The following is a 3,639-nucleotide window of genomic DNA, read 5'->3' on the forward strand; positions in this document are numbered from 1 at the left end:
GCATCGGGGGGCGGGACCGGAAAGGGGGACGGCCATTCCCCGAGACGCCCCGACCCCGGATGTGACCTGCCGGTAGGGTCGGAGCCGTGCCGAAACCGCTCAGCCTGACGTTCGATCCGATCGCCCGTGCCGCGGAGCTGTGGAACGACCGCTGGGGCGAGGTCCCCTCGATGGCGGCCATCACCTCCATCATGCGCGCGCACCAGATCCTGCTCGCCGAGGTGGACTCCGTCGTCAAGCCCTACGGCCTGACCTTCGCCCGGTACGAGGCGTTGGTCCTGCTCACTTTCAGCAAGGCCGGGGAGCTGCCCATGTCCAAGATCGGGGAGCGCCTGATGGTGCACCCCACCTCGGTGACCAACACGGTCGACCGCCTGGTCCGGGCCGGCCTGGTCACCAAGCGCCCGAACCCGCAAGACGGACGGGGCACGCTCGCCTCGATCACCGACCGGGGCCGCGAGGTCTGCGAGGCCGCCACCCGCGACCTGATGGCGATGGACTTCGGACTGGGCGCCTACGACGAGGAGGAGTGCCGGGAGATCTTCGCGCTCCTGCGCCCGCTGCGGGTCGCGGCCCGCGACTTCGAGGAGTGACATCCCCGGGGCGCCCCGGGGTCGGACGGGGGCGGTTTCGGCGGCCCCGGGTGGGATCGTCGGAAACCGGTCGCGTTACGCTGCTGGGCATGAAGCCGAGTGTGCTGACCCGCTACCGGGTGATGGCCTACGTGACCGCGGTCATGCTGTTGGTGCTGAGCACCTGCATGGTCTTCAAGTACGGCTTCCAGGTGGGTGAGGACATCACCTTCGTGGTCTCCCAGACCCACGGCGTGCTCTACATCGTGTACCTGATCTTCGCCTTCGACCTGGGGCAGAAGGCCCGCTGGTCGTTCGGGAAGCTGCTGTGGGTGCTGCTGTCGGGGACCATCCCGTTCGTCGCCTTCTTCGTGGAGCGGACCGTCCGGGCCGAGATCGAGCCGCTGCTGGAGCGGGACGAGGACCACGACCTCCCCGAGGGCCCCGGTGCCCTCGACGGGGAGGCCGGTGCCTCGGCGAAGGTCGGTTCCGCCTGACCCGGGCCGCTTCCCGCGGCCCCGCACGCCCGCTTCCCGTCGCACCCCCGCTTCCCGCAGTCCCGCCCCACCTCGCACGTTCGGGGGCGGGGCGGCGTCATTCGGGGACCGGAGCCCTGGAAAATACTTGGACGTCCAAGTAAATTGGTGGCATGGACGCTGACGCCATCGCTGAGGGCCGCCGACGGTGGCAGGCCCGGTACGACGCCGCCCGCAAGCGGGACGCCGACTTCACCACGCTCTCCGGAGATCCCGTGGAGCCGGTCTACGGGCCCCGCCCCGGCGACCGCTACGAGGGCTTCGAGCGGATCGGCTGGCCCGGGGAGTTCCCCTTCACCCGCGGCCTGCACCCCACCGGCTACCGGGGTCGCACCTGGACCATCCGCCAGTTCGCCGGTTTCGGCAACGCCGAGCAGACCAACGAGCGCTACCGGATGATCCTCGAGGCCGGCGGCGGCGGCCTGTCCGTGGCCTTCGACATGCCCACCCTCATGGGGCGTGACTCCGACGACCCCCGCTCCCTCGGCGAGGTCGGCCACTGCGGGGTCGCCATCGACTCCGCCGCCGACATGGAGGTCCTCTTCCGGGACATCCCCCTGGGCGAGGTCACCACCTCGATGACCATCAGCGGTCCCGCCGTCCCCGTCTTCTGCATGTACCTGGTCGCCGCCGAGCGCCAGGGCGTGGACCCCGCCACCCTCAACGGCACCCTGCAGACCGACATCTTCAAGGAGTACATCGCCCAGAAGGAGTGGCTCTTCGCCCCCGAGCCGCACCTGCGGCTGATCGGCGACCTGATGGAGCACTGCGCGGCCGGCATCCCCGCCTACAAGCCGCTGTCGGTCTCCGGCTACCACATCCGCGAGGCCGGCTCCACCGCCGCGCAGGAGTTGGCCTACACCCTCGCCGACGGCTTCGGCTATGTGGAACTGGGCCTGTCCCGGGGCCTGGACGTGGACACCTTCGCCCCCGGCCTGTCCTTCTTCTTCGACGCGCACCTGGACTTCTTCGAGGAGATCGCCAAGTTCCGCGCCGCCCGCCGGATCTGGGCGCGCTGGATGCGCGACATGTACGGCGCGCGCACCGAGAAGGCGCAGTGGCTGCGCTTCCACACCCAGACCGCCGGGGTCTCGCTCACCGCCCAACAGCCGTACAACAACGTGGTGCGCACCGCCGTCGAGGCACTCGCCGCGGTGCTGGGCGGCACCAACTCGCTGCACACCAACGCCCTGGACGAGACCCTGGCCCTGCCCAGCGAGCGCGCCGCCGAGATCGCGCTGCGCACCCAGCAGGTGCTGATGGAGGAGATCGGCGTCACCAACGTGGCCGACCCGCTCGGCGGCTCCTGGTACGTCGAGCAGCTCACCGACCGGATCGAGGCCGACGCGGAGAAGATCTTCGAGGAGATCACCGAGCGCGGGCGGCGGGCCGTCCCGGACGGCAACCACCCCATCGGTCCGATCACCTCCGGCCTGCTGCGCGGCATCGAGGACGGTTGGTTCACCGGCAACATCGCCGAGGCCGCCTTCCGCTACCAGCAGGCCCTGGAGAAGGGTGAGAAGAAGGTCGTCGGCGTCAACTGCCACACCGGCTCGGTCACCGGCGACCTGGAGATCCTGCGGGTCAGCCACGAGGTCGAGCGCGAGCAGGTGCGGGAGCTCGCCGAACGCCGCGCCGGCCGGGACGACGAGGCGGTGCGCGCCGGGCTCGCGGGCATGGTGGAGGCCGCCCGCTCGGGGGCGAACATGATCGAGCCGATGCTGGTGGCGGTCCGCGCCGAGGCCACCCTCGGGGAGATCTGCGAAGCGCTGCGCGAGGAGTGGGGCACCTACACCGAGCCGCCGGGCTTCTGAGCCGCCCGTCGCCGCCGGGCCGGGCTGAACCCCCGGGTTCAGCCCCGGCCCGGCCCCGTCGGTCCGCCGCCGGGATACCCGGCCTCCCCGGCCCCCTCCGGGGAGGCCGGGCCCGGCAGGACCCCCGGGGGAAGCACCCGGGCCGCCTCGGGGCGGGTGGGCGTCAGCTCGTCGAACTCCACGGCCAGCACGTCCATCCCGCGCGCGGCGCCGGCCTCCCGCATCGTCTCGCCCAACCGCTCCTCCAACTCCGTCCGGCGGTGCGGCACCTCCGCGGCGAGCATCCCGGAGACCGCGGAGCGGATCTCCACGTCCAGCAGGTGCTCCAGGGAGCGCGGTCCGTCCGCCGCCGCGTACACGGCCCGTTCGGGATCGCCCACCGTCCAGCGCACCCGGCAGGCCACCGTCACCTGGTGCCGGTCCCCGGCGTGGGCGGTGCGCGGGGGCAGGGTCAGCACCCGTTCCCCGAGGTCGAGCCGGGCGCGGACGCGGTCGCGCAGGGGCACCAGCAGGTGGGTGCCGGCGGACAGGGTGCGGTGGTGGGCCCCGGCCCGCTCGACCACGGCCACCTCACCGGGTCGGACCCGCTTCACCCCGGCGGCGAGCAGTCCCGCCGCGATCGCCGCGATCATCCCGAACAACAGCAGCACCATCGGCGCACGCACTCCTTCTCCTCGCCGTTCCCGCCCGTTCCCGCGGGGTCTCCCGCCCCTCACC

General features: G+C 72.2%; 4 protein-coding genes. 3 read left to right on the plus strand and 1 reads right to left on the minus strand.

Going from position 1 to position 3,639, the window contains the following annotated elements; genetic code table 11:
* Positions 1-86 precede the first annotated feature (86 nt).
* The 3 genes from FNQ90_RS15965 to FNQ90_RS15975 all read left to right on the plus strand — a co-directional run bounded on the left by FNQ90_RS15965 (position 87) and on the right by FNQ90_RS15975 (position 2,922).
* On the plus strand, positions 87-593 hold the full coding sequence (locus FNQ90_RS15965; RefSeq protein ID WP_182607001.1) for a MarR family winged helix-turn-helix transcriptional regulator: 507 nt from the start codon (positions 87-89) through the stop codon (positions 591-593).
* A gap of 89 nt (positions 594-682) precedes the next feature.
* Entirely contained in the window at positions 683-1,069 is a 387-nt protein-coding gene (locus FNQ90_RS15970; protein WP_182607002.1) for a DUF3817 domain-containing protein, read from the plus strand.
* 152 nt (positions 1,070-1,221) lie between these two features.
* The gene (locus FNQ90_RS15975; RefSeq protein ID WP_182607003.1) at positions 1,222-2,922 is read left to right on the plus strand and encodes an acyl-CoA mutase large subunit family protein; all 1,701 of its coding nucleotides are present in this window, start codon (positions 1,222-1,224) and stop codon (positions 2,920-2,922) included.
* 38 nt (positions 2,923-2,960) lie between these two features.
* On the opposite strand, the gene FNQ90_RS15980 is transcribed toward FNQ90_RS15975, so the two are convergent.
* Positions 2,961-3,587, minus strand: a complete 627-nt coding sequence (locus FNQ90_RS15980; RefSeq protein ID WP_182607004.1) for an SPFH domain-containing protein — start codon at positions 3,585-3,587, stop codon at positions 2,961-2,963.
* Positions 3,588-3,639: the final 52 nt, after the last annotated feature.

This window comes from Streptomyces alkaliphilus, assembly GCF_014141535.1.
In the GTDB taxonomy this organism is placed as follows: Bacteria; Actinomycetota; Actinomycetes; order Streptomycetales; family Streptomycetaceae; genus Streptomyces; species Streptomyces alkaliphilus.